The sequence below is a fragment of the Haloarcula sebkhae genome, from assembly GCF_014647415.1.
In the GTDB taxonomy this organism is placed as follows: Archaea; Halobacteriota; Halobacteria; order Halobacteriales; family Haloarculaceae; genus Haloarcula; species Haloarcula sebkhae.
Genome location: NZ_BMPD01000002.1, coordinates 230662 through 256555, shown reverse-complemented (window position 1 = coordinate 256555; position 25894 = coordinate 230662). Strand labels below are relative to the sequence as shown.

Sequence of the window (25894 nt, the reverse complement as noted above, 5' to 3'; positions counted from 1 at the left end):
CGAACGGATACAGGGGTGCAATGAGTCAAGAGCGGACTGACGGCGACCTCCGGAACACCGGACTGTTGCTCAAGCACGACCGCGAGTGGGATTACGAACTCGACCGAATCATCGAAGCTGTCGAGGAGCGCGACGCCGAGAAGGTGGGCCTGCAGTTCCCAGAGGGACTGAAGCGCCGCGGCCCGGCCGTGGCCGATGACCTCCGCGAGCACCTCCCCGACGACGTGACGGTACTGCTCTCGGGCCAGCCCTGTTATGGTGCCTGCGACCTCGATACGTACATGATGCGCCGGACGGACGTGTTCGTCCACTTCGGCCACTCACCGATGAAGGAATCGGACAAGATCATCTACGTGCCGCTGTTCTCCAACGTCGACGTCTTCCCCATCATGGAGCAGGCCCGCGAGGAGCAACTGGCCGACCCCGAAGAGGACCCCGACGTGGGGCTGGTGACGACGGCCCAGCACATGAACAAGTTCGACGAGATGCGCGAGTGGCTGGAGGAGCGCGGCTACACCGTGCACACCCGGCGCGGCGACGAGCGACTGACCCACGAGGGACAGGTGCTCGGTTGTAACTACGCCAGCGCCGACGTTGACGCCGACCAGATGCTGTACGTCGGTGGCGGAAAGTTCCACCCGCTGGGGCTCGCGATGGAACACCCCGACAAGCACGTCGTCATCGCCGACCCGGTCAACAACGTCGTCACCGTCGCGGACACGGAGAAGTTCATGAAACAGCGCTACGGCGCAGTCCACCGTGCGATGGACGCCGAGTCATGGGGCGTCATCTTCTGTACCAAAATCGGACAAGGCCGCTGGGATCAGGCCCAAGAAATCGTCGAGAACAACGAGAACGCCTATCTCATCACTATGGACGAGGTGACGCCGGACCGGCTGACGAACTTCGGGATGGACGCCTACGTCAACACTGGCTGTCCGCGTATTACCACCGACGACGGTCCGCAGTTCAAGAAGCCGATGCTCACCCCCGGCGAGTACGAGATCGCCATCGGCGAGAAGCCGCTCGATTCGCTGGAGTTCGACACCTTCCACGGCACCTGGTGACCCATGGCCCGGAGGGGGGAACACGAACCACTCACAGTCGCTGCCGTCGGCACAATAGAGCGAGAGACACTTGAACTCGCCGTGGATGCCGTTGAGGAACACTTCTCGCTGACCGCGCGCGTCGATCATAGGCAGTTTCACACCGACGGAATCCCCGACAGCGCCCAGCCTACCGGTGATAGTGATCAGTACGACGCAGTTGAGCTGGCGAAATACGTAGCTAGTGAGACGGATGGCAGCCGAACGCTTGTTGTGACGAATCAAGATGTCTCACAAGGCCGGCGGCAGTCGCTGTTCGGAATTGGAATCCGGTACGGCCGGACATCGTTACTCTCGACGTTCCGTCTGGGTGAGAACAAGTTCGACGACCGGGTTCGAAAACTGGCTGTCAGTGAGGTCGGGTACATGCTGGGGCTTGAGCTCTGTCCAAACGAGCAGTGCCCGTTCAGGAGAACAGACTCAGTAGCGACGCTGGATGCGGTCGACGAGTCTCCCTGTGAGGCCTGCCAGACGAAACTTGCCGAGGCCATCACGTCTGGCGATGCGACAGCGGACTCCGAGTCGGCAAATAATGGACGCACTGAGAAATCGGTGGGCCAATCAGATAACACACCGCAAGATCGTTCGACGGATCAATTGACACACCTCCTCGCTGGCACTGCTCGCTTCTGGACGTCAGTACTCGGCTACGGCGTCGCATTCATCGTGACGCTGCTTGTTCTGATTGGTCTGCTTGAAGAAGTCGTCGGACTCGCCATCATGGACTCGGATGCAGCTACCTGGGTGATTGTCGTCATCACTGCTGCTGTTGCATGGGTCGTCTACAGGAACTGTCGAGCGATTATCAAGGTAATCAGCCGTGTAGTTATCGAGAGTATCCGGTAATCTACGCGCCGAGAAATATCTGTGCGATACCCGTCAGCCAGAGAAACACAGCCAGCGAAATGACTGCAACGGCGATGCCGAGCAGCCCGTTTTTCGCAAGCACGAACCGTCGCTCCCGGAGCAGCTCGTCCGGATTCTGGTCGGAGAGGAAAAACAACCCATCGCGGCCAGTCAGGACGAGCGGTTTCGATTGCTCCCCGGACAACGAGTTGTCCAGTTCAGCCGTCCCGTACGCATACACGGTATCGCCGGGTTCGATGTACGCCATCTCATAACGTCGGTCGTCACCGGCCCGCAGGTCCGGGATTTGCCAGTCGCGCTCAAAGCGCGCCAACTGATCGTCAGGCGAGGTGTGGCTCTTGCGCTTCTCGCTCCAGCGACGGTCCTCGGAAACGTGGAAGTCGAACTCCGCATTGCAGACCCGGACCGAGCCCTCATCAGTCACAATGTCGAACGGTACCGCTTCCGACTTGTTGACGTGTGTCCTGCTCGAATCGCCTCCCGTGTCCTCAATTTTGAGTTCGTAGGCAACACAGGCCTCGCAGTCGTACAGCGTTCCGATATGTCGATCAGCAGGTTCGATGCGACCCTGGACTGCTGTCGGACCAGCAGCAACTGAATCGAGTTCCGAAAGCGGTGTCGTTCGAATTGCGTGCTCTTCCTCGTAGCGGTCAAATCCCATCAGTATTGATCCGATTCCCCAGAGAACACCAAACCCCGAGAGTGCCAGAATACCGAGATACAGCAGAATGGCAAACAGCATCAGTTTTGAAGACGGTCACGTACGGAGAATTCTCCTTTTGCAGCCTCGTCAGCTTCAAATGAGTCACGAGGCTTGTATCCCCTGTGGGCCGCGAGATACCGCTCTGGGATCTGTTGTAACAGCGCGTTGTACCGTCTCACGGTGTCGTTGTAATACTCCCGACGGTTTTCCAGTCGCTGCTCGATGGTTTCGAGAGCATCGCGAACGTCGTCGAACTTCTCGTCGGTTCGCAGTTCTGGCGTCTCCTCGGCAATCGAGTAGAACTCGCGGACAGATTCTCGGACGTCAACTTGGGCCATCGCTGCCTCCGCAGGCGTGCTTGCATCAATCGCGCTCTCGCGAGCCTCGACCATGCCAGCGAGAACGTTCTGCTCCATGGACATGTACTCGTCAGCGATTTCGATGAGGTTTCCGACCTGATCGTGACGGCGCTGAAGTAGCACTTCGACGTTCCCCCAGGCAGCGTCACAACTCTCGCGGGCCTCGACAAGATTGTTGTGTGCCCATCGAAGGTACGAACCGACCAACCAGGCAGTGAGGAGGATACAAAACCCTCCAACGATAGATACATAGAGCGCCATATTCTTTCAGGATATCTGCCGCCAACATATAATTTCACCCATCTAATTGAGGACAGAAATAGTACGCTGAACAGAAATAATGTGTCCCTTGACTGGAATATAACTCCCAATCTTGGTGGACTCTACCTCGGCCCGCGTGTCTATCAACTCAGTGTAGATAAGAATCATATATGATAACAGAAAGCGTACAGTCTTGTAGCCTGCCAACGCACCACACGTATGGCTTCTACGGAGGACACTGCTCTTTTCCGCGACGTGTTTCAGGCGAATCCGGACCCGATTATGATCCACGACGCCGACACCGGGACTGTCGTCAGAGCTAACGAGGCAGCGGGCGCGTTGCTCGGGCGTCCCCCAGCAGATGTCGTCGGGATGCATGTCGGCGAGTTCAGCCCGCCGGGGTTCTCGACGGCGGACGCAAACGCCCTGATTACGGAGGCAGCCACGTCGGGGTCGGCGCAGGTCGAGTGGACGACACAGGGCCCGGACGACGAGAGCCGGCGGGTCGAAGTGTCGCTCGAACGCGCCGTCATCGACGACGTAACCCGTGTTGTGGCGTTCATTCACGACGTGACCGAGATCCGCCGACAGGAGCGTAAACACACTGAACGGAGCAGACAACTCCAGACGCTGATCGAGAACCTCCCGGTCGTCGTGTTCACACTCGACCCTGATGGCGTCTTTACCTACTCGGCCGGGAAGGGGCTGGACGAACTCGGGATCGAACCCGGCGAGTTCGAAGGGGCCTCTGTGTTCGAGGTCTATAGCCAGTATCCGGACATCATCACTGCCGTCGAGCGAGCGCTGGACGGGGAGGAGGTCCGGGTGACCCAGGAGATCGACGGCCTCGTCTTCGAGACGTGGTATCGGCCGGTGTTCGACGACGGAGAGCTAACGCAGGTGGTCAGCGTCTCCCGCGACATCACTGACCTCAAACAGCGCGAAGCACGCATCGAAACACTCAGCGAGGCGACGAACGAACTGCTGTACACTCGCACGGAGCGTGCGGTCGCGGACACGGTGACGCAGATCGCACAGCGCATCATCGACCAGCCGCTGGCGGCGATGTGGTCCTACGACAGCGACGACGACACCCTCTATCCGATCGGTGCAACAAGCGAGGCGGCAGACTTCGCGGCGGTGGAGACGGCATCTGACCTCCCACCGATGGGTCCCGAAAGCGACGAAAACCGCCTGTTCCACGATGGCAGCCCGACCGTCGTCGAGGACTACCAAACGCTATCGAACCCATCAGTCCCTCAGACACCGCTGCGGACGGTGCTGTTTCTCCCGCTTGAGGACTACGGGATGCTGTGTATCGGCTCGCCAACTGTCGAATCCTTCGACAGCCACGAGCGGTTCTTGCTCGAAATTCTTGCGAGTACCGGGGCCGCTGCGCTGGACCGGGTCGAACGGGAAACCCGGCTCAAATCCAAGCAGACGGAACTCGAACGATCGAACGAGGCACTTCAGCAGTTCGCCTACATCGCGTCGCATGACCTACAGGAGCCCCTCCGAATGGTGTCGAGTTACGTCGACCTGCTGGACAGCGAATACGGCGACGACCTCGACGAGGAGGCGGCCGAGTACATGGCCTTCGCCGTCGACGGGGCTCGCCGAATGCAGGAGATGGTCAACGCCTTGCTCCGGTACTCGCGGGTCGAGACAAACTCGGGCGACTTCGAGGAAACAGACCCGGAGGCGGTGCTCAACCGGACGCTAGACGCCTTGCAGATGCGAATAGAGGAGGTGGACGCGACCATCACAGCGGAGTCACTGTCACCCGTCGAAGCCGATCCGAACCAGGTCGGGCAGGTGTTCCAGAATCTGCTGGAAAACGCCATCGAGTACTCCGTGGAAGCCGACATCGAACCCCGCGTCAAGGTCAGCGCCGAAGAAGACGACGACATGGTGACGTTCACCGTCTCGGATAACGGGCCGGGGATTCCGGTTGCGGACCACGAGGAGGTGTTCGACATCTTCCACCGCGCCGGAGCCCACGACACGGAGGGAACCGGCATCGGGCTGGCCGTCTGCCAGCGAATCGTCCTGCGCCACGACGGGCGTATCTGGGTCGAACCGTCGGACGACGGCGCGACATTCAAATTTACGCTGCCCGCGGTGACGGAGGTGAGTGGCGATGACTGAGTCCTCCGAAGGTCGGCCAGTGGAGATTCTGCTGGCGGAGGACAACCCCGGCGATGTCAAGCTGACCGAGAAAGCGCTGGAGAAGGGGAAGGTGCTGAACAATCTGCACGTGGTCAACGACGGCGTCGAGGCACTGGCGTTCCTCCGGCAGGAAGGAGAGTACGACGACGCACCGCGGCCAGACCTGTTGTTGCTCGATCTCAACATGCCACGTAAGGGAGGACAGGAGGTCCTCGAAGAGATGAAAGACGACGAGTCGCTCCGGCGGATTCCGGTCGTCGTGCTGACCAGTTCCGAGGCGGAAGAGGACATCATCGAATCGTACGACCTCCACGCGAACGCCTACCTGACGAAACCGGTCGACTTCGACGGGTTCGTCGACATCGTGAGCAGCATCGAAGATTTCTTCCTCACGGTCGTCAAGCGGCCGCCGAAATAACGATGGCTGAGTCGGTACATCTCGACGTGCTCCTCGTCGAGGACAACCCGGGCGACGCTCGACTCGTCGAGCACCACCTGAACTCGCCGGCTGTGGCGCACTTCGTCGATGACGTGACGATTTCCCACGTCGAGTCGCTAGCGCCGGTTGACGAACAGTCGGGGGCAGCCTACGACGTGGTGCTGCTCGACCTCGGACTCCCCGAGTCGACAGGGCTTGCGACGCTCGACCGGGCAACCGAGATCGTAGAGGGGGTGCCGATCATCGTCCTCACTGGGATGCAAGACCGGGAGGTGGCTATCGAAGCGATCAACCGGGGCGCACAGGACTACCTGCCGAAAACGGATCTGGACGGCGATCGACTCGTGAGAGCACTCCGGTACGCAGTCGTCAGGAGCCGCCAGCAGCGTGCGATTCAGCGCCAGACCGACCAGATGGACTTCTTCAACAGCATCCTGCAACACGACATCCTCAACGGGATGAACGTCATTCGGGCGCGGGGGGAACTCCTCGAAGACACGCTCGACAGCGAGGAACGCGAGTACGCGTCGACAATCGTCCAGTGGAGTGACGACCTCATCGAACTCACCGAAAAGGTCCGGTCGGTGCTGGAGACGGTCACCGAAGAGGACGGACGGGACCACGAACACCGGGAGATACAGGCCGTCCTCGACAATGCGGCGGACCGCGCCCGATCGGTCAGCGACGACTGTACCGTCACAATCGAGCCACAGGCGGTCACTGTTGTCGCTGACGAGTTACTCGATGACGTGTTCGGGAACCTCTTTCTCAACGCAGTCGAACACGGTGGCAACGACGTGACTATCGACGTGACGACGACGGTTGCGGACGGCACTGTGACTGTCTGTCTTGCGGACGACGGGGAGGGTATACCGAGCAGCGACGCTCGCCGCATCTTCGAGCGTGGTGAGAAGGGGTCTGAGTCCGGCGGGACTGGCTTCGGCCTCTACTTCGTGGACACGATGGTCCGGAGCTATGGCGGCGACGTCTGGGTCGAGGACAGCGACCACGGCGGCGCGGCGTTCTATGTTGAACTCCCGCGTGCAACTCTATAGGGATGATCGATCGTCATACGATTATTGCTCGGCCGCATTTCAGCTTCTGAGAAACGGGTCCGAATCTTCAATTCCGGGGAGGTCGACTCACCTGCTATGGATGATCCGCTGGACGGGACCGAAGGTAGCGATTCGGAGGAGCGAGATCGCTATCTGGCAGCTATGCAGGACCTCACTGCGGCGATGGCGGCCAGCGGAACTACCTTTCAGGAGCGTGTAGAACCGGTCTTGGCCGTCGGGCGAGAGCATCTGGGGTTCCCGAACGGCCACATCACGGTCGTCTCTGGGGACGAACACAAAGTCGTCGCCAGCAGTGGTCTGGCATCAACGATTGCAGCGGGCGTCGAACGCCCACTCTCCAAAACGTACTGTAAGCACACCCTCAACGACTCCGGGATTCACATCATCACTAACGCGAGCGAATCGATGGCGGCCGACCCTGCATACAAGGAGGCCGGACTGGAGGCGTACGTCGGCACGACGCTTCGGGCGAACGGGTCAGAATACGGGACGCTGTGTTTCGTCAACGATGATGAGGCGATTTCGGAGTTCTCAGATTGGCAGCAGACGCTGCTCAAGCATCTGACGCAGTGGGTCGAAGCGGAGATTGAACGCGAGATCGCTGTCGATTCACAAGAGGAGAGCCAGCGGCTGTTGGAAGCGACGTTCAACTCACCGGAGACGTTCATCGGCATCCTTGAGGCCGATGGAACCCTTATTAGGGCAAACGAAACAGCACTTGGGTTCATCGAGGGTGACGCTGAAGGCATCTCAGGAAACGCGATCTGGGAAACGCCCTGGTGGAACCACGATGCGGCGACAGCGCACCGTTGTCGGGATGCTGTCGAGCGTGCGAGTGAGGGCGAGATGGTCAGGTTCGAAGCCGAGCACGTCAGCGCGGACGGCCAGCGCATCTCGACCTCCGTCGTGGCCCGGCCGGTAACGGTCGACGGGAGCGTGCAGAAAATAATCGTCGAGGGAACAGACATCACCGACCTCAAGCGCCGCGAAGAGCAAATGGAGTTTTTCAACAGTATTCTCAGGCACGACATCCTCAACGGGATGACGGTCATCGAGGCGCGCGCAGAAACGCTTGCAGACGCACTTGACGGGACACAGGCGACCTACGCCGAAACGATTCTGGACTGGAGTCAGGACATCGTCGACCTCACACAGAAGGTCCGGAGCGTCCTGAGCACGATGTCGGATGACGGGCTGACAGAGGCAGAGACAATCGCCCTGGGACCGGTCGTCGAAGGGGCAACGAAAAAAGCGGCCTCGATGGACGAGGACTGCACGCTCAGGACGGACATCCACGGCGATATCGAGGTCGTGGCTGACGACCTTCTCGACGATGTCGTCGGAAACATCTTGACGAACGCTGTCGAGCACGGCGGCCCAGGTACCACAATCGAGGTGACGACGGAACGTGTCGGGCCGATGGTTCACCTTCATATTGCTGACGACGGGCCCGGGATACCACCCGCAGAGCGTGATGCAATCTTCGAGAAGGGAGAGCGTGGAACCGAATCGACAGGGACCGGGTTCGGACTCTATTTCGTCTCGGTGATGGTCGATAGCTACGGCGGCAACATTTGGGTTGAAGAAAGCGACCTCGGCGGCAGCGAGTTCGTCGTTGCGCTCCCGGTAAAATAACTACTGGGCATTTCCAAACGTTTTTGAATGAATCGGACGTATCTCAGGTAATGCCGACAAAGAGTGCGCTCGCCCAGCAACTCGCCGTTGTCGCCGGGTTTGACAACCCGCGGGCCAGTCTCGAACAGTACCGGACACCACCGGATCTGGCCGCCCATCTGGTCCATACGGCTGACCTCCAGGGCGACATTCAGGGACAGACGGTCGTCGACCTGGGCTGTGGAACCGGGATGTTGGCGCTGGGTGCAGCGCTGCGGTCGCCGGCTCGGGTGGTCGGGCTAGATATCGACCCCGCACCGCTGTCGACGGCGCGTGAAAACGAGCGGAAGGTGGGGTCGACGACGCCAGTGTCGTGGATTCGAGCAGATGCCACCACAGCCCCGCTGTGTCCGCCTGCCGAAGAAACCACCGTCGTCATGAACCCGCCCTTTGGCGCACAGTCGGACAACGAACACGCCGACCGACGGTTCCTCGAAACTGCCGCGTCCATCGCGGGCGTCTCGTACTCGATTCACAACGAGGGAAGCCAATCGTTCGTCGAATCCTTCGCCGGGGACAACGGCGGCGAAGTGACCCACGCCTTCGAAACGGAGTTCGACCTGCCGCGACAGTTCGACTTCCACGAATCGGATCGACAGGCCATTACGGCGGAAGTGTACCGCATCGACTGGACCTAACTCCGCGTCGCTTGCTGGCGGTACTCGGCGATTTTGACGCGAGTGCCGTCCGTGCGTGCATACAGCTTCGAGCGGTTCCGCTCAAAGGTCAGTCCGCCGATCCGCGTCCGCGTCATGTTCGCCGGGAGCGGTGCCTGCCCGAGCGTTTCGTTCCGCCGTGTTACGACCACATCGAATCCGTTCTGCCGGGCCGCCACTGTTACGTTCCGTCCGTCGAGTATCACGTCCGCCGTCGACGGCTCCGAGGTGTACGCCGTCCGGGGCTGGCCGCCCTCACGCCTGAGTTGGACCCGGTAGACGCTGGAATTGCCGAGGACCGACCAGTCCGTCCGGTTTGCGTACACTGACTCGCGCCAGGTCGCCCCGCCGACCGTGACTCGCTCCTGACCGTTGACGGCGAGCCGGCCCGGTTGGACGGCGGCGATCCAGACCTCCCGCTCCGCGCTGGCGACGATGACGCCGCTGGCGTTGACGCTTGTCCCCGCTTGCTGCGTTGGAACCCAGATGCTCTCGAAGTACGCGTTCGGGACGTTCTCGTCGTAGGTCACCACGTAGTCTCTGACCTCAATGCCGTCTTCGGGGAGCTGGTCCGCCTGCAGGTCGACGACGTTCGTCGGGACGGCAGCGAGACTCAGTGCACCGAGGACGACAAGCAGAACCATCACTGCGAGTGACGCCGGGCGTCGGTCGAACGACGGGCGAAAACGCCGGTCAGAACCGATGGTCGCCGCGGCGACGACGAGCGCGAGGACAAACACCAGTGCCGTCCCGACCCAGCGGAACAACCGAAACCGGCCGCCGCCGAGCGGGATGTACACTGCCCAGAGTCCCTGTGCGACGGCAAACACGAGCGTCGCGAAGAACACCCGCAGCGTATCGGGGCGTTCGTCCCGGTTCCACAGTAGCACGAGGGCCACGATGACGCCGGCCAAGATACCGATAGCGTGTCCCTGAATGGCGATGTTGGACCACCACGGCGTCACGAAGCGGGTCTGACCCGAGGCCGTCGACACGGGGTAGCGAAGCGCCGAATACAGGAGGTCGAGCACGCGATTTCCGAGAAACGCACCGAGAAACAGCGTCGGCCGCGTTACGAGCGCGAACCCGGCAATGGCAAACACCACGCCCGAAAAGCCCACAACCGGCCCGATAGCGAACACCGCGGAGAACACGCCCACAACGAACATGGTGACGGGAACGGCCAAAATCCGGGCGAACGGGTTCGTCCGAAGCGACGTGAAGGTCTGGACACCCCGCTCGCGAGGGTAGTGTCCCCAGACGTACTCGGCGACCGTTCCGTACACCAGTGTCCCCATGAGGTTCCCCGTGATGTGGCCCTGACTGCCGTGGGTAAAGGCCCCGGTGAGCATTCCGAACGGGTAGAAGTACGACCACGTCCGGAACGGGGTAACAAGCGGGTTCCGTGGATGCCACCACGCGCCCTGCAAGAACAGGTACACTGCCGCGACACCCGCAATCGTCAGCAGCGTTCCCCACGGGACTCCGAGGAGGAGTCGCGCCCGTATCCCGTCGCCAACTCGCGCATCCGAGAAGCGCCGGACGGCAAGGAGGACAGCGAGCACCACGGCGAGGACGACCGCTTCCTGCCACGGGAGCCATGCAGGCATGGCCGGCGTCGGCAGCGACTGCATCATTCACGCACAGTTCAGGTACGGGACGGCTTATGGATGGCGGCAGGTGTCATTCCCGAATAGTGATTGGTGGGGTACGGGCTGTGGTCAGGCGACCGGACTAGACAGGATCGCCGCCTCAGAACAGGGACAGACCGACGCTGTATGGCCACGCCGTGCCGGCCACCGCAAGCAGCGACAGCGCGCCGCCAGCAAGTGCGATGTTCTTGAGGAACTGCGTCATCTCGTCTTGCATCTGGTCGTCCGGGACCGCCCAGAAGTCGTGCATGGTGATGGCGGAAGCGATGAGGAACGTCGCCAGCGCCCCGGCTGCGATGACGGGGTACGCACCGAGGATGACGAGGATACCGCTGACGAGGAGCAGTCCGCCGCTCCCGTAGACTGACGCCGCGGGTGCCGGGAGCCCCTTCGCCTCCGCGTAGGGGGTCATCTGTCCGGCGTTCTGGAAGTGATTTAGGCCCATGAAGGCGAGCACCCCACCGAACAGGAGTCGGCCCAGTAAGAACAGTTCGCCCGCACCGGCGGACTCGAACGCCATCAGGCGCTCACCTCCGGGGCAGAGATAGTTTCGCTACGAGACTGTCGAACCGCGATTGGTGGTTTCATTACGTTACTTGGTTCGTATCCGAACCTATTTGTACGTTCCCGGACAAAGAGGATACCAGGTAGCACCGATGTCATCTGAAGTATTCACTGCCGCGGACGAAGAAGAAGAGAGCGGACCGTGTGCCGTCATCGAGTCGCTGGAACAGATCGGATCGCGCTGGCGACTGGTCGTGCTCCACGAACTACAGAAGGGCGAACAGCGGTTCAACGAACTCAAACGCGCCACCGACGCCAGCTCCCGCACCCTCTCGCGGGTCCTCGACGACCTTCAGGAGATGGACTTCGTCGACCGACGGCTCGAAGAGGACGCACCCGTCGCGACGTACTATCAGCTCACGCCGAAGGGTGAATCCCTCTGTCCGGTGTTCGACGAAATCGAGGACTGGGCCGCGGAGTGGCTGGCCGGGTGCAAGAGTTGAGCCGACAACGTAGACTTTTCTATCCCCCGGCCCCATCGCTTTAGCAATGGGAGTACGGCCACCAGCCGATAACAGCGACGAGCCAGACGTCATCGAGTTCGGTATCGCGGCACTCGACGCCCGCCTGTCGGACGTGGATATCGAGTATCCCGCGACACCAGGGGAGGTTCGGGACGCCGCCGGCCACATCGCGGTCCCGTTCGACGCGTCGGGCCACTCGATGACCGTCGCCGAGGCGCTCGAGGAGACGAACGCCACGGAGTTCGACAACGAGCAGGAGCTACTCAACGACCTCCATCCGATATTCGAACGGAAACGGGAAGCCACGAAAAACAGTCTTCTCTCCCAGCTTCGCGCGCTGGTCCCGTTCTAACTCACTCGTCGGGCTGGTACGGAGACACCGCCGGCTCTGTCTCTGTGTCGCTATCTTCGGTGCCCTCTGCGTCGCCGACCTGCTGATCGTCGAGCAGGTCCACCGACCGATTGCGGCTCTCGTGTGTGAGTTGGACGGCGATATCCTCCAGCCGGCGCGTCTGTTCGCGGTTCACTGCCACGAGCATATCGGACAGGACGCCGAACATGAGAAGCTGAATCCCCAGCAGAATAGCAAAGGAGCCGATAACTGCAATCACTTCGTGTGAAATGCTGTTGACAACCCAGTCGTAGGCCACGTACGCGCCGAGCAGGAACCCGACCACGGTGCTCCCGAGGCCGACGCTCCCGAAGTAAAACAGGGGGTTGTTGGTCTTTGCCATCTGGTACAGCGTCAGAATGATCGTCGCGCCGTCACGGAACGGGCGGAGGTTCGTGTCGGACTCGTCGGGCCGGGGCTGGTAGGTGATCGGCACCACCGCCGTCGAGATGTTGTGTTTGACACACTCGACGGCCATCTCCGTCTCGATACCGAAGCCCGACGCCGTCAGCGAACTCCGCTGGAAGGACTGTCGTGTGAAGGCTCGATACCCCGAGAGGATATCGGTGAGGTCGCGTCCGTGAATCGTTTCGAAGGCACTGTTGATGATGCGGTTGCCGATCTGGTTCAGTTTCGTCATCGCGCCGGGTTGCATGTCCGCAAACCGGTTGCCGATGACGTGGGCGGCCTGGCCCGACAACAGTGGTTCCAGTAGCCTGTCCGCCTCGTCGGGCCGATAGGTCGCGTCGCCGTCGGCCATCAGGACGTACGGCTGCTCGATGTGGCGTGTCACTGCCTCCCTGACAGCCTGTCCCTTCCCCGAGCCGGACTGTTCGACGATTTGTGCGCCGGCCGATTCGGCGAGATCCTGTGTCCCGTCGGTCGAGCCGCCGTCGATGACGAGGACGTTGTCAAAGCCCTGCTCGCGGAACCCGGACACGACCGACTCGATAGTCTCGGCCTCGTTGAATGTCGGCAACAGTATACAGACGTCGTCTCGGTCGGCCATTGATTCAACGTCATCCACCCGAAGGCAAATAAATGCGGGTCTGGCCGCGTCCGGGTTTTCGGTCCAGATCCTTGCCAGTCATTGGCGAAAAAGCGGTGACAGCCGGGAATAGCCGACGACAACCGTGTCAGTCGTCGCGCTGCTCGCTCATGTGCTCCCAGACCTCCGCACAGCCACAGCCGTCTTCGATGTCTGCCAGGTGATCGTCGTCCTCGGTCTGGGATGTCGCAGTCATGTTACTCACTCTGCGAGTAACTACTTGCCGCCACCCACTAATAGATTCCGGCGTCGGGCGACGCGTTTTACATCCCCTGCCACACATGGGCGTGTATGAGCGACCCTGCGGACGTGTTCGACCTGGTTGGGCTGACCGAATACGAGGCGACGGCGCTGGAAGAGTTGCTCTCGCTCGGCCGGACGACGGCCCCGAACCTTGCGGAGGCCAGCGGCATCCCGAAAGCCCGCGTCTACGGCGTGCTGGAGTCGCTGTCCGACCGGGGCTTCATCAAGGTGATCCCCGGCCGTCCAAAGGAGTACCAGCCGAAATCTCCTAGCGACATCCTCGACCGGGCTGTCGAGAACCGCAGGCAGTCGTACGAGTCGTTCGCCGCGGACATCGACTCCTACCGCGACAGCTTCCTCGCCGAGTACGAACCGCGGTTTGAACGGGCGAGCGAAGACATATCACCGACAGCTGAACTGTTCCACGTCGTTGACGTGGGCGAACCGAGCGAACGCGAGACCCGCCGGCTGTACGACGACGCAGAGGAGACACTTCGCGTCATCACCAATAGCTTCGCGTACCTCGATAACGTCGAGCGCGCACTGGCAGAGACACTCGACCGCGGCGTCGATATCAACGTTCTCTTTCTGCATCCCGATGCACTCCCACCGGAGAAAGCTGCTGTGCAGGCCGACATCGTCGACCGACTGACAACGGAGTTCCCCGCCGTCGACCTGCGGTTCAGCACGGAGAAGCTCCCCTGGCGCGGGACGCTCGTCGACCCGAGCATGGACTACGACAGCGGCGAGGCGATTCTACTGGTCGAGGAGCCGGACGTTCCAAACCATATGCGACAGGCCGCAATTACCGACAACGGCTCGTTTGTCGCTGGGATGAAGCGCTACTTCGATCTGATCTGGGAATACGAGAGTATCGCTACGTTGGGCTAGCTGTAGGTACTGAGATTCTGTTTCTTACCGCTATCAAAAACAGCCAGAGGGACGTTTGGCTCGTCCGACATGGCTACATGTATCCGAGGTCTTCGAGGTGCTCTTTGACTTCCGTCCCCGACCGACTGCCCTCGTCCGATGCTGTCACCTGCGGCGTCGACGTGTGGTCGGTCTCGTCGAGTTCGGCTTCGATAGCCGCTCGGACATCGACGACGCTCTCGATCGCATCGACCATGTCGGGGTCGGTCCCCGCGACCATCGCCTCGTCGGTGTGGACGCCGTCCTGCAGGCCGTGGTCGCTGACCAGCAGTAGTTCGTCGTCGTCTCCGAGGTCGTCCCGGACCTCCCCAACGAACTCGTCGAGTTCCTCGTAGGCGCGGTCCTGCAGCGAGGGCTGTTCGTACGCGACGTGACCAATGAGATCGAGTCCGCTCGTGTATGCAAACACCAGTTCATGTCGGCCACCTCTGAGCGCCCGTCGTGCGCGAGCGAGGCGAACCATCGACATTTCGAGACACTGCTCGTAGAACAGCGCCGGGTCTGTCGACGAATGCCCGCCTTTTGCTTCGAGATCCCGCTCGAAGAGGTCACCGAGGTTCCGTCGGAGGCTGTGTTCGCGGTCCTCTGTGTCCGGATCGATCACATAGTTGGGGATGCCGATCGGTGCCGCCTCCCGACCGTCGAACACCGTCGTCAGATCGTTCTCGTCGTAGTAAGTCGCCGGAATCCGGAACGCGTCCTGTTCGGTATTGTTCAGGAGCCACGCTCCGAGACGCGTCTGTAGCCCCGACGGGAGGAGGTAGTCCGCGGCAGCACTCCCGAATCGGAGGATGGGATTCTCCCACGCGACGCCGTCGTCGAGCGTGATGCCGTGTTCCGGGGGCCTGAGTCCCGTAATAATCGTCGGCCAGAGTTCGTGAGTGCTGGGGCCACCTTCGACGCTCCTGATCGTCTCGATGGCGTGGTGGTCGGCGAGCGTCAAGTTCGGATGTGCCGTCGAATCTACTAGTTCCGGGTCGAGTGCATCGATACCCAGCACTACGAGGACCATATCTACCACGAACGTCTCAGCCGACGGCTTAAGACCTTTCGATGCAGGTGATAGACAGCGGCACAGCGTTATGTGGACAGTGAACGGTACAAGTCGAGGTACTCTTCCGCGATCTTTCGCCAGTCGTACTTTTCTTCGACACGGTGTCGCGCCTGCCTGGAGATCTGTTTCGTGAGTTCGTAATCGGAGAGCAAGGTAGTGACAGCATCAGCGATTGGCTCCGGGGACTCTATCGGAACGACAAAGCCCTCCTTCCCGTCCCGAACCATCTCGTTTGCTCCAGAGACATCAGTAACAACCACTGGACATCCACTCGACATCGCTTCCAGACGGACCAGTGAGAACCCCTCTGACCGGGAGGGGTGGATGAAGGCGCGTGCCCGAGACAAGTGTTCCCGAACGATAGACTGGTCAACGTACCCGTGGAACGTGACGTTTTCGTCTATGTCGAGGCGCTTGGTCTGCGCGACCAATTCGTCTTCTAAGGGCCCGTCACCAAAGACGTGGAGGTGGACCTCGGGATATTCCTCCTGAATTTGGTCGAATGCTTCGAACAGGATATCATAGCCTTTCCGTTCCCGAAGGCTACCGATGGCTACGAGTTCCTGTGAGTCGTCTGGTTCACTGTATTCGAAGACATCCGGGTCAACGCCCAGCGGTATCGTCCGGAGCTTCGATTCATCAACGAGGTCAGCATACATCTCGTAGGCTTCTTGATCGACAACCACAATTCGGTCTGCGGCGTCAAGCGTCCGCCGGAACAAATCCATCCGGGGTGGATCAAGGATTACATCGCGAGTCGCATCAACAATTGTGTGAAGTGGATCAGTAAGTGGCCTCGGAAGGTTTCTCCCCACCCAGAAAGAAAGCATTCGATTGAATTCTTCAGCCATGATGGCATGCCCCGTTTGGCACGGCCCAACGACGACAGGAATATCGGCATGAAGTCCCGATACGAGGATTGGATTGAACCACCTGTAGCTAAGATTCATGTGATGATATATATCAGCAGCCCCTTTCCGAAGCTCTGTAAAAAGCCTATAATATAGCTTACTATAGAACGAGATCCTGTTAGAGCCACCCAGCGGATACACAGTAACGTTTTCCGGGCTAAGAGTATCAGAAACTGTTCTCGTGTATATGTCGACGGTAAAATTATCGTCGTACAGGTTATTCAGGAGATTGTAACTCTTACCGTACTCATTATTATGAATGTTTGTTTTGGTCGGTCCGATGAGAACTCGCGGCATAACTGATGGTGGACGATGGGGGAATTAACAGTTATTCTTGTCGTCTCTCTATCGGCCAGATAGCTATAGAGTATATTCAGATATGACCGTCATTTATACCCCAAGGCCTCAAGTTGCGATTCACGGGCAGGCGTTTGATCATCTTCGCTTCGATCAGAGTTGTTATATTCCGGAGTGTATTCCTCAGTATCTATCCCGTCTAATGTGATCCAGGGAACTTCTCTTACAGCACTGACCGGCACTCCTTTGGGGTGTCCATATACCCCCCATTCACCTTTTGCATTGCCGTGGTCAGCGGTTAGAGCGATGGAGCCATCAATAGACGTCGAGAGGATGCTAACTTCTTCCAGTATCCACTCAAGATTGTCAATGTATGCAGTCCAGAAGTCATCGTGCGAAACGGTTCCATCACAGAGGCGCCACCAGACTTTGCTACCGAACTTCTTCGTACCTTTGAATTCACGAAACCACTCTGGGCGCGACCGGAAGGGTGCATGCGGTTGCATATAATGAATAATCATTCTATCAACGCCCTTCTCGTCGCGTTTTCTCCAGGTATTAATCGCGTGATCAGTCAGTTTCCGAGGCGAAACCGTCCGAATATCATACTCCGTACTGGCAATCCCAAAGTGGGTGAATTCTGAAAACTCGTCGTATTGTATCTGGTCCGTGTATGGATTACCCGTTATATATGCTGTCTCTTTGATCTCTTCCGAATGTTTTTCATTAAACGTCTTTTTTATCCATTCAGAGCTGGTACCACCGACTGACCAGCGTGTCTCAAGCTTGCTATCGGAGAAAAGAGATTGATAAGAAGTTCCCTGTACGATCTCTTCCATGGCGTCGGCCCTGCATCCGTCTAAAATAACCAGTATATCCCAGTCTTCATCCCAAACCACCTGCTCTTCCTGTTGCTTCGGGACGAATCTCCCGAGCAAGCCAGCCCATAACTTTCTGAGTGCTATCTCGACATTTTTTGGAGAGGGATCTGATTGTAGGCGGTCCACTGTATCAAAAAACCAATCAGAGAAGCTCATCTGTGCTGTGTTGATTTGGTGGTCGAATGAATGTTTTGAAATGACACTCTGTCCATTCCCGAATAACCAAATACGGTACAATAGAGTGGTGGCCTAAATGGTGATATCTAGCACGGTTAAGGTTCCCAGTTGTTTTAACAAGAACAGAATAATAATCACATGGGAGAAATCCACAGATATCGATGGACATCGACCGATCGAGTGTTATTATATATGCCAGTAATATCGTCCTGAGTCTAATTGGCTTTGTTGGAACCGCGTACTTTGCTCAGACCCTCGGTGAAACGGTTCTTGGAATCTTTTTTACTTTCGATGCGGTCACGAGCGTGCTGATGACCGGAGCACGGCTTGGTGTCGATACTGGGATAGAAAAGCGCATTAGCGAAACGACGACTCAACGGCGCGGGTCGTACCTGACTGCAGGATATCTCATAACACTTGTTCCAATCGCAGTCATGTCTCTCGGGTTGTTCGTACTTGAGAACCGTGTAGACGAATATATCGGTGTAGCAGCTGTTCCCTTATTGATTGTCTTTATTGTATCCAGTACCGGGAGATGGCTTACTGGAGCGGCCGTTCGTGGTGAAGGTCGAGTGGCGCTTAGTTCTCTCATTGAACTCTTCGGAGAAGTCATTCGAATAGTAATAAGTATTGTACTGATCATAGCCGGATTAGAAATATTTGCTCTGCTATATGGTGTTCTGATTGGTGTTGTCGTGAAATTCATTATATTTTATTTCTCGCTATCAAGTACGCTATCTATCCCGACTTGGGAAACCATCAGAGATCTCTGGGGATTCTCGAAGTACACGTCGTTCAATAGCGTGAGTTCGCTAGCGTACAACTGGGCAGATACGCTCGTATTGGCGTATTTCGCGTCAAAGTCCGCTGTTGCTGTATACGAAGCTTCTTGGAAGGTCAGCGTAGTTGCAGTAATTGCTAGTCAAGCCCTGAGCCAGGCTGTGTTTCCGTCGATCAGCGAGTGGGCGTCCCGGGATGAATACGGTCGCATTGAAACGGCTCTAAGCGAAGGCTTCACATATGGTCTCCTGCTTGTCATCCCCGCCGTCGTCGGTGTAGCGATACTCGCCGATCCATTCATGAAACTCGTCTATGATTTCGATACGGGTGGGTTGATTCTCATCCTCCTGATGGCGGAGAAGTTGTTACAAGCGCCGCGAATCCTGATCCAGCGGACGCTTACGGGGATCGGTCACCCGGACCTCGTGTTTCGGACAGCAGCACTGACCCTCGTTGCGAACGTTGTACTCAATCTGTTACTGGTTCCGGAACTCGGATCGCTTGGGGCAGCGGCGGCAACGATAACAACAGTCAGCATCGCGCTCGTCATTCAGATCGTGTACCTCCAGCGGTTCATCACTGTGACTGCAAACTGGCGAGCGCTCGGAAGGCAGACAGTCACAGCGTTAGCGATGGGCGCAGTAGTGTACGCGGCGGCGACCATTTTACCGCCATCGACACTGTTGAAGCTTGGTGGTTTAGTCGCACTCGGCGTCGTGGCGTACGGCCTCGGAATGGCGACGGACCGCGAAATCAGAGAGCGCGTATTACAGATGGTGTAGTGCCTACTGAGTACACGCTGCAAGTATCAACCTGTACCGCTCACAGGCCGCCTCAAAGCTGTATTCGTACTCAATCAAGTCACGTCCATTCTCACTGACACTTTCCAAATCATCTCGTTCCAAAATATTGAGTATGGTCTTCCGGAGAGCCGCTGGTTCTCGCGAATCGAGCAGGAACCCCGTTTCGCCCTCGCGGACAACGTCGGGAATGCCCGAAACCGGCGAGGCCAGTACCGGTGTTCCACAGGCTAGCGCTTCCAGAATCGTTGTCGGGAGTCCTTCGGTCGGCTGTGACGGCAACACGAGCAGGGAGAGGGCGTTCAGTTGGTCCGGAACGTCGTCGTGGTCAACCCAGCCAGTGAGTTCGACAGCGCCGCGTTCGATTTCCGCCGCGAGTTCGGTTTCCAGCCACTCTCGGAGGTCACCGTCGCCGATGAACCGAAAGGTCACGTCGTCGGGCAGCTCGGCGGCGACAGCAGCGAGCTCCCGGATGTTCTTCTCTTCATCGAGTCGTCCGAGGAATCCGACGATAGGGTCGCGGTCGGCGTAGGGCCGCTGGACATGAAACTCGTCTGTCCGAACGTAGCGCGCCCCCGACGGATACACAGTCGGGGATTCCGGATGCAGGTCCAGTTGGCGAGCCATCTCCGGCGTGTAGGTGACAACGCCGTGGGCTGCGGCGAAGCCGGCCCGTTCGAGCGCACGCACCGCGCTAGCGAGTACTGCGGCCATCTCGTCAGGCAACTGCTGTTCCCAGTTCAGCCGGAGCGTTAGCGGTACGTCGCCGCGGGGTTCGACGAGAACCGTTTTACCGAGCAACCGACCCACGACAATGGGCAGCAGGTACGATGTCGCACCGAAAAACAAAATTACGTCTTCGTCACGGTTGGCGATGACGCGGCACATCCGGAGCTGGTTCAACAGGAACCGGAACGCAGCAGTGACGACGGACTCACCCGCGCCTTTCCGCGTGAGTTCGACGAGTTCGTGACGGTCGCGAATCTCGGAGTCAGCCGGCAGATCAGCCGTTACAAGCGCGACTGATGTCACAGCCGACAGAATGTCTAGCAGGCTTCGTGTGGCGTTCTCGCCTGCGGCGGCGAGGGGATGGGTCACGACGCAGACGCTCGGGGGTGATTCGTCAGTCACGGATTCTGACCTCGTTCGTCATCGCGGTTGAAACGCTGGCTTCCAGATACCGTCTGTGAGAGGAGAGGGAAGGTCGAGGAGGGTGGTTTCGGCGCACAGTTGTCATCAGCAGGTCGGTTCATCGTCTATCCGCTTCAGCACAACGATAGTCGGGTTCCCGTCTTCAGGGAACGATGAAAACCCAGCGCTGTCTTTGAATTTCCGTTCGGCGCTGAGTTCAGTATCAATTGGCGGGCCGAACGTCCGGACAATTTCGTAGTCCTCCTCGGCGAGCAACGCCGACATGCGCTCAGTCACGTCGGGGAATACTGACGGGTCCTGGAAGAACCGATAGTAGTGATAGCTCGAGAGAACGACGTACTCAGGCGCATTACAGTCCAAACGTTCAAGACCTGGTTGCCAGTTTTCTCGGGGAAAAGTAGAATGGATTTCATATCGATTCACAGTTGTCTCCTCGGGAAATTCTGGGAGGTACACTTGCTGCGAGTACACGTCAACAGTGTCAGAGCTATCTAAATTGGCGTGTGTCCACGCCGTGGCCTCCTGGCGAGATTCGTTGATCTCGGAGACACCGACAGTCGTGTGTACGCCCGAAAAGACAATGACAAGCGTGAGAAGTCCGATACCGACCAGACGGACCGGATGAGAGAACTGACTTAACTCCGAGCCAGCGAGACCAGCGAGGACCGCGAGAATCGGGAAGAGCGGCATTACCCGAGGGAACTGTGTCATATTCCCTTGCGTGATGACGATGAAGTACGGGATGGCATAGACGAGCAACAACCAAACCGCACTGTCGAGCGTCCCTCGCAAGAGGAAGGTGACGACAAGCAGTACGGATAGTATAGAAAACAGGAATAGCACGATTCCCTGCCCTTCTGCGAGGTGTGCGAGCTGGATGAGCCACCCGGGGTCCGACCAATTGTACGCGACGGAATCGCTCGTACTTCGGTAGACGTATCGAGATATCTCATCAGCCCACGAACCCGGATGGACGAATATCGATGGCGTCGTAGTGACGTAGCTAAGTATCGTCAGCGTTGGGTATAGCCAGACTGCCTTGACGAACTCAACAACGGTTCCCGACTCGTCCCAGTGGCGCTCAATGATGACGATGGCGATGGGCAGGACGAGGAGTCCGGCGGTCGCCTTCGTCGACGCTGCCAGGCCTGCGACCAGCGCCGCAGCCAACAGCGTTCTGGTATCCCCTGAATGAAACGAACGAACCGTCAGAAGGAAGCCAAGCATGAGGAAAAACGTCATCGGGACATCTTCAGTCGCGTAATGGCCGGTGATGACGTACCCGACAGAAGTCGTGAGAAACACCGATGCGAAGATTCCGGCACGCCGGTCCAGCAGTTCCCGGCCGAGGTAGTAGAGGACAACCACAGTCCCGACACCGAACACGACAGAGACAAGCCGCCCGGCGAACAGCACGTCGTAGAACGCTGTGAGGAGATCCGGAGACACGCCCCAACTCGGTGAACTACCCACGCTAGCCGCGCCCGACATGATCTCGCCGAACTGTCCGGTCACGAGCCAGTACAGCGTCACCGGAACAAAGGAGAGCGCAAGCAGGTAGAGGTGGAGGTTTCCACCCTTCCGGAAGTTGTCTATGAAGGGATTCTGCTCGTATCCCATCCTGAGAGCGAGTTCGATAGCGCCGGTTTCATCGGGGAAGGTCAGATGTGGCCGTAGTCGCCAGGTGCCGAAGAACATCAGCAGGAACGCAGCAAGCGCAACGAGCGGCACAAACGGCTCGCGTCGGACCGACGTGCGTATTCTGTTCCACAGACTAAAGGGCATTTTCTCGTGATTGACCACTGACTGTAATAGTCTGTGCGATTTCAGGAGAGCACTCTCCGCACGTGGGTATCGTAACTTGTTCTCTATATTGTCATTACTGAGTATTGGCGGCCATCATTCAGACCCGGGATACAATTAATAACAACTACCGAGACTACGATTTATATCTGGTTTCTATCCTGAACAGCATTGGGAATGACAACTGTTAATAAACCTGCTTAAAGAGTCACAGTCACGGCATTAGATAATGGCGACGACAGAGGACGTGCGGGATAACGCAAGCGAGTTCACAGGCGAAGACCGTGACAGGGTTCGGACCTCCGTTGTACTGCCAGCGTACAATGAGGTGGATAATATTGAACCGCTAATCGAAGAGATCCAGTCAGTATTCCAGACCGAGCCGACGTTTTCGCCATATAATATCGTTATCGTTGATGATGGTAGTACCGATGGTACTAGGGGTGTTATCCGTGACTTGGCAGAACACAATGAGAACGTTCTCGGATTATTACTGTCGCGTAACTTCGGACAGAGTGCAGCGTTGAACGCGGGTATCAAACAAGCAACCGGCGAATTCATCGTAACTCTCGATGCTGATCGACAGAACGACCCACAAGACATTCCAGACCTCCTCAATATGTTGGTAAGTGGGGACAGCGAATCCGATAGCTATGATTGCGTCAGTGGTTGGCGGCGAGACCGGAACGACCCGCTGACAAAGACGATACCATCCGCGATACAGACACGGATGGCACGCTGGACTGGTCCAGACATCCATGATTTCGGCTGTACTCTGAAGGCATATCGATCAGATGCTCTTGCTGAAATAGAGTTATATGGCGAAGGTCACCGGTATATTCCAGCAAAATTGTACAACCGGGGCTACAGAATTACAGAGATCCCAGTCAACCATCGGCCCCGGACAGAGGGCAGTTCAAAATATGGCACAAAACGACTCATAAGAGGTTTTGTTGATCTCTTGTTTCAGGTATTCTGGAACCGGTACTCAACCCGACCGGTTCACTTCCTCGGTGGATTCGGGTTGGTTTCGTTTGGGACAGGGATGTTGATCGGGATTCACGCAGTGCTCTCGAAGTACATACTGGGTGTCCCACTACTTCCAAACCTGCCCCGACTTGTGCTAACGGTTGCACTCGTTCTATTTGGGCTTATCTTGATTATGTTCGGATTCTTGGCCGAGATGATTACGAAGTTGCACTACATTGAGAGAGACCCCTATCGTGTCGAAGTAGTTATCGGCGGTGGCGCGGACAACAAGTGACCTATAGCTGACACGCCTGTATTAGTATGTCAATAAGAGACACAGACCTCCGTAGCATCCTCTCGGCTTTACTTCGCGTTTCTATCAGTGTAATACTACTCTGGTATGTAATCAGTAGAGTCGGATTGGACACACTCATTGAAAACTTCCAAACGCTTGAGCCTATCACGTTGGTTATCGCTGTTGGCTTTAGCGTCCTTGGTGTTGGCCTTAGTGCTTGGAAGTGGCGAGTTCTGCTCGCTGTAAAAGACATAAGACTCACCCTTCGTACCGCTTGGATTTACTACTATATCGGTCAGTTCTTCAACGCGTTCCTTCCATCGATTATCGGTGGAGATACTGCACGGATGTACTATCTCTATGCTGATACAAACGACGGATCCGCATCAGTTTCTTCTGTCGTGATTGAGCGGATTGCTGGCCTCTACTCGATCTTGTGCATCGTTCTGATTGCGGTCGCATTTGGCTACGAACTAGTTCCGACTCGGATCGCAGATATGGTACTCATCGGCTGTGCGGTTGGGATAGTTACAATACCGCTATTGTTATTTACTGACCTGTTGCGTCCGATCCTGGAAACAACGATTTTTGACTTACAAGTGCTCGACATCGGGAACCGGGCTGAAAGATTGTACACCGCAGTGTACGAGTATCGGCAAGCCAAACGAGCAGTGGTTATTGCACTTTTACTTTCCGTCGTGTTCCGGGTCTTACTGATTGCCAGCAACTATGTTGTCGCCTTGGGGCTTGGAATCGAGATACCACTCGTGTACTTTTTTGTATTTATTCCACTAGTGGAACTCTTCCTCTTTTTGCCGATATCAATCCAAGGGTTTGGGGTACGTGAGAGCGCGTATCTATATCTTTTCACTTCGGTGGGAGTCGGAGACGGTGTCGCGTTGACGTTCGGGGTTGTAATGCAGCTCATTCTCCGAGTAATAAACAATCTTATCGGTGGCGTTGTGTATGCCGTTCATACTCTTCGCTCCTGAAACTGCAGAGCTCGATTCAAGAAGGGATATAGTACCCGACAGTCTATCTAAATCAAATGAACGATATCGTGCTGATCACAGCTGATTCGGTTCGACATGATTACATCGAAGAGATGGAGTTTCTCTCGGGATATCAGACGCAATCTGGAACGACAGTCGGTCATTACACTAGGCCAAGTTTAGCAGGTCTCATATCTAGTCAGTATCAGGCAACTATGAAATCAGCTGTGACCAGGCCAACGATACCAGAGGTCTTGTCGAACGCCGGGTACACGACAATTGGTCTGGCCCCAAGTCCACAACTTGACGAAGTGTTCAATTTCAACCAAGGGTTCGATAAGTACGAGAATTTCGTTGATGCAGGCAATCGCGGCAGCAATCGACGGGAGATTCTCGGGCAGTTTGACCTTCTTCGAAAAGTCTACCATCGGTTCTTTCCGCCACATGCGAAAATGTCTGATCTTCCGAGTGATGAAACAGTTGTCGAGCAAGCAATAGAGCAGTTCAACGAAGCTACGGGACCTCGGTTCATGTGGGTACATTTAATGGGTAGCCATCGGCCATATGGCCGTGGTGATGACGCTATTTCGAGGTCACTCGATAGGAAAGCCCTGTTTTCACCGTCCTCGCTCAAAGATTCCGAACATCAACAGATTACATCAGCCTATAAAGACGCCCTCTCAAGAGTCGACACCGTCATTGAACATCTTTTGATGGAGCTCGATGGGGATCCGACGTTCATATTCACCTCAGATCACGGCGATGAGTTCGGGGAAGAGGGGTACTACTATCATCAACCACAGCGCAGGCGAACAGCCGATAAGCTGGTCACCGTTCCCATTGTAAGCAACGACATTTCGCTCACTGGAGATCGGTGTAGTCTCCTCGACATTGGGCCGATGATCGCTAATCAGGCGGACATAGATCCGCCCGCAGAGTGGAACGGTATCGATATCCAATCAGAATCCAGGTCGTATACGTTGACAATTGCGCCCTGGCACAATACGGCTTCACTCCGACTCGCAACCGACGATTACACCGTTACCAGCACCGATGGACGTGTATCGATGACGGAATCAGGTACTGATATCCATATCGAAAGGAACGAACAGGCAGAAGAGGTTCAGGAGCGACTTCAAGACCTTGGATACGTTGAGTAACGTTCGTACTGTAGACCGCTC

The 25894-nt window shown here is 57.4% G+C and carries 24 protein-coding genes; 14 read left to right on the top strand and 10 right to left on the bottom strand.

The genetic code is table 11. The features are described from left to right. Window positions 1-20: 20 nt before the first annotated feature. Entirely contained in the window at window positions 21-1067 is a 1047-nt protein-coding gene (gene dph2 / locus IEY38_RS07270; RefSeq protein WP_188976595.1) for a diphthamide biosynthesis enzyme Dph2, read from the top strand. A gap of 3 nt (window positions 1068-1070) precedes the next feature. Beyond that, entirely contained in the window at window positions 1071-1952 is an 882-nt protein-coding gene (locus IEY38_RS07265; RefSeq protein WP_188976593.1) for a zinc metalloprotease, read from the top strand. 1 nt (window position 1953) lies between these two features. On the opposite strand, the gene IEY38_RS07260 is transcribed toward IEY38_RS07265, so the two are convergent. Continuing rightward, window positions 1954-2715: a hypothetical protein gene (locus IEY38_RS07260; protein WP_188976591.1), complete on the bottom strand. Its 762-nt coding sequence runs from the start codon at window positions 2713-2715 to the stop codon at window positions 1954-1956. Further along, window positions 2715-3296 (bottom strand): LemA family protein, encoded by a 582-nt coding sequence (locus IEY38_RS07255; protein ID WP_188976589.1) that lies wholly within the window; start codon window positions 3294-3296, stop codon window positions 2715-2717. Before IEY38_RS07255 ends, IEY38_RS07260 begins: the two co-directional genes overlap by 1 nt. A gap of 219 nt (window positions 3297-3515) precedes the next feature. Here IEY38_RS07255 and IEY38_RS07250 point away from each other — a divergent pair, with 219 nt between their 5' ends. The 5 genes from IEY38_RS07250 (at window position 3516) to IEY38_RS07230 (ending at window position 9292) form a co-directional block, all read left to right on the top strand. Continuing rightward, window positions 3516-5444, top strand: a complete 1929-nt coding sequence (locus IEY38_RS07250; protein ID WP_188976587.1) for a PAS domain-containing sensor histidine kinase — start codon at window positions 3516-3518, stop codon at window positions 5442-5444. After that, window positions 5437-5883, top strand: coding sequence for a response regulator (locus tag IEY38_RS07245; protein ID WP_188976585.1), 447 nt, complete (start codon window positions 5437-5439; stop codon window positions 5881-5883). The genes IEY38_RS07250 and IEY38_RS07245 overlap by 8 nt, the downstream gene beginning before the upstream one ends. A 2-nt stretch (window positions 5884-5885) precedes the next feature. Beyond that, on the top strand, window positions 5886-6959 hold the full coding sequence (locus IEY38_RS07240) for a hybrid sensor histidine kinase/response regulator (protein WP_188976583.1): 1074 nt from the start codon (window positions 5886-5888) through the stop codon (window positions 6957-6959). Window positions 6960-7055: 96 nt separating this feature from the next. Next, window positions 7056-8615, top strand: coding sequence for a sensor histidine kinase (locus tag IEY38_RS07235; protein ID WP_188976581.1), 1560 nt, complete (start codon window positions 7056-7058; stop codon window positions 8613-8615). A 50-nt stretch (window positions 8616-8665) separates the two neighbouring features. Beyond that, a complete protein-coding gene (locus IEY38_RS07230; RefSeq protein ID WP_188976579.1) occupies window positions 8666-9292 on the top strand; it encodes an METTL5 family protein in 627 nt (208 codons plus the stop codon). Here the strand turns inward: IEY38_RS07230 and IEY38_RS07225 are convergent. Then, a complete protein-coding gene (locus IEY38_RS07225; protein WP_188976577.1) occupies window positions 9289-10947 on the bottom strand; it encodes a rhomboid family intramembrane serine protease in 1659 nt (552 codons plus the stop codon). The genes IEY38_RS07230 and IEY38_RS07225 overlap by 4 nt on opposite strands. 115 nt (window positions 10948-11062) lie before the next feature. Beyond that, a complete protein-coding gene (locus IEY38_RS07220) occupies window positions 11063-11482 on the bottom strand; it encodes a DoxX family protein (protein WP_188976575.1) in 420 nt (139 codons plus the stop codon). A gap of 136 nt (window positions 11483-11618) precedes the next feature. On the opposite strand from IEY38_RS07220, the gene IEY38_RS07215 reads away from it, so the two are divergent. Both IEY38_RS07215 and IEY38_RS07210 read left to right on the top strand, forming a co-directional pair. Then, entirely contained in the window at window positions 11619-11969 is a 351-nt protein-coding gene (locus IEY38_RS07215; protein WP_188976573.1) for a winged helix-turn-helix transcriptional regulator, read from the top strand. A gap of 46 nt (window positions 11970-12015) precedes the next feature. Continuing rightward, entirely contained in the window at window positions 12016-12342 is a 327-nt protein-coding gene (locus tag IEY38_RS07210) for a hypothetical protein (RefSeq protein ID WP_188976571.1), read from the top strand. Window position 12343: 1 nt separating this feature from the next. Here the strand turns inward: IEY38_RS07210 and aglJ are convergent, their stop codons facing one another. Beyond that, complete coding sequence (gene aglJ, locus IEY38_RS07205) at window positions 12344-13390, bottom strand: S-layer glycoprotein N-glycosyltransferase AglJ (RefSeq protein ID WP_188976569.1); 1047 nt, start codon at window positions 13388-13390, stop codon at window positions 12344-12346. A gap of 330 nt (window positions 13391-13720) precedes the next feature. Between aglJ and IEY38_RS07200 the strand changes: the two genes are divergently transcribed. Then, window positions 13721-14563: a TrmB family transcriptional regulator gene (locus IEY38_RS07200; RefSeq protein WP_188976566.1), complete on the top strand. Its 843-nt coding sequence runs from the start codon at window positions 13721-13723 to the stop codon at window positions 14561-14563. A gap of 73 nt (window positions 14564-14636) precedes the next feature. On the opposite strand, the gene IEY38_RS07195 is transcribed toward IEY38_RS07200, so the two are convergent. The 3 genes from IEY38_RS07195 to IEY38_RS07185 form a co-directional block, all read right to left on the bottom strand. Next, window positions 14637-15614, bottom strand: a complete 978-nt coding sequence (locus IEY38_RS07195) for an alkaline phosphatase family protein (protein ID WP_188976564.1) — start codon at window positions 15612-15614, stop codon at window positions 14637-14639. A gap of 68 nt (window positions 15615-15682) precedes the next feature. Continuing rightward, window positions 15683-16864 carry a glycosyltransferase family 4 protein gene (locus IEY38_RS07190; protein ID WP_188976562.1) on the bottom strand — a complete coding sequence of 394 codons (1182 nt, stop codon included), beginning with the start codon at window positions 16862-16864 and terminating at the stop codon, window positions 15683-15685. An 89-nt stretch (window positions 16865-16953) separates the two neighbouring features. Beyond that, on the bottom strand, window positions 16954-17901 hold the full coding sequence (locus tag IEY38_RS07185; RefSeq protein ID WP_188976560.1) for an alkaline phosphatase family protein: 948 nt from the start codon (window positions 17899-17901) through the stop codon (window positions 16954-16956). Window positions 17902-18083: 182 nt separating this feature from the next. Between IEY38_RS07185 and IEY38_RS07180 the strand changes: the two genes are divergently transcribed. After that, a complete protein-coding gene (locus tag IEY38_RS07180) occupies window positions 18084-19484 on the top strand; it encodes a flippase (protein WP_188976558.1) in 1401 nt (466 codons plus the stop codon). A 3-nt stretch (window positions 19485-19487) separates the two neighbouring features. Here the strand turns inward: IEY38_RS07180 and IEY38_RS07175 are convergent, their stop codons facing one another. Together IEY38_RS07175 and IEY38_RS07170 are read right to left on the bottom strand one after the other, a co-directional pair. Continuing rightward, window positions 19488-20633, bottom strand: a complete 1146-nt coding sequence (locus IEY38_RS07175) for a glycosyltransferase (protein WP_188976556.1) — start codon at window positions 20631-20633, stop codon at window positions 19488-19490. A 105-nt stretch (window positions 20634-20738) separates the two neighbouring features. Beyond that, window positions 20739-22439, bottom strand: coding sequence for a glycosyltransferase family 39 protein (locus IEY38_RS07170; protein ID WP_188976554.1), 1701 nt, complete (start codon window positions 22437-22439; stop codon window positions 20739-20741). Between the two features lie 247 nt (window positions 22440-22686). On the opposite strand from IEY38_RS07170, the gene IEY38_RS07165 reads away from it, so the two are divergent. The 3 genes from IEY38_RS07165 to IEY38_RS07155 are packed head-to-tail and all read left to right on the top strand — an operon-like array spanning window position 22687 to window position 25873. Continuing rightward, the gene (locus IEY38_RS07165) at window positions 22687-23721 is read left to right on the top strand and encodes a glycosyltransferase family 2 protein (protein WP_188976552.1); all 1035 of its coding nucleotides are present in this window, start codon (window positions 22687-22689) and stop codon (window positions 23719-23721) included. A 26-nt stretch (window positions 23722-23747) separates the two neighbouring features. Continuing rightward, complete coding sequence (locus tag IEY38_RS07160) at window positions 23748-24713, top strand: lysylphosphatidylglycerol synthase transmembrane domain-containing protein (protein ID WP_188976550.1); 966 nt, start codon at window positions 23748-23750, stop codon at window positions 24711-24713. A 56-nt stretch (window positions 24714-24769) separates the two neighbouring features. Then, the gene (locus IEY38_RS07155; protein ID WP_188976548.1) at window positions 24770-25873 is read left to right on the top strand and encodes a sulfatase-like hydrolase/transferase; all 1104 of its coding nucleotides are present in this window, start codon (window positions 24770-24772) and stop codon (window positions 25871-25873) included. Window positions 25874-25894 lie beyond the last annotated feature (21 nt).